This is a genomic window from Pseudoalteromonas sp. MMG024, from assembly GCF_021654175.1.
GTDB lineage: Bacteria > Pseudomonadota > Gammaproteobacteria > Enterobacterales > Alteromonadaceae > Pseudoalteromonas.
Genome location: NZ_JAKFZO010000055.1, coordinates 1 through 724 on the forward strand (window position 1 = coordinate 1; position 724 = coordinate 724).

Consider the following 724-nt stretch of genomic DNA (forward strand, 5'->3'; position numbering starts at 1 on the left):
ATGTGCCAGTGCTATAATGGAGTTCGCATTGAGTTATAGTGTTAAATCAAAGTTGTTAATTAGTGCTGGAGTCATTGCTTCAGCTTCTGCTATTTGGCACCTTCTTTGTATTTTTGGCGGCCCTAGTTGGTTTGCGTTTGCTCGTGCACCTCAACAAATCATAGACTCTGCGGTTCAAGGTACTTTACTTGCTCCAATTGGCACCATAATCGTTGCAAGTTTAATGTTTGCTTGTACTGTCTTTGCTTTTTCAGCGGTTGGTTTAATTCGCAAAGTCCCTCTACTCAAATCGGCTTTAATTACCATTGCAATACTTTGTACTTTACGTGGTTTAATTGCTATTCCAACATTTGTAACGTCTTCAGGTTTAGATATTTGGCAAATTGTAGCAAGCACCGTTTGGTTTTATGTTGGTATTTGTTTTATTGCTGGTAGTATAGAGCAATATAGACTTGGTAAATCAGGCACATAACAAGAGACTATGGCGTCAATAGCTAAATTTAAGCTTTTGGCGCTTCCCACATTACCCCGTCTCTGAGCATCGAATTTAAGATGACAATCATCTTTCTAACGCATGCGATTAAAGCTACTTTTTTCGGTTTGCCAGCAGCCACTAGTTTTTGATATTGCTCCTTAAACACAGGATTAGATTGTATTGCTGACATCATGGCCATGTATAAAACAGTCCTTACTTGATGACGCCCACCTTGTATTTTTCGTATGC

The 724-nt window shown here is 39.1% G+C and carries 2 protein-coding genes; one reads left to right on the forward strand and one right to left on the reverse strand.

Annotation, left to right across the window (positions count from 1 at the left end):
- The first annotated feature begins 28 nt into the window (after positions 1 to 28).
- A complete protein-coding gene (locus tag L1068_RS21825) occupies positions 29 to 472 on the forward strand; it encodes a hypothetical protein (RefSeq protein WP_237131961.1) in 444 nt (147 codons plus the stop codon).
- Positions 473 to 500: 28 nt separating this feature from the next.
- Here L1068_RS21825 and L1068_RS21830 read toward each other — a convergent pair.
- A partial coding sequence (locus tag L1068_RS21830; RefSeq protein WP_237131962.1) for a transposase occupies positions 501 to 724 on the reverse strand: 224 nt, incomplete at its 5' end.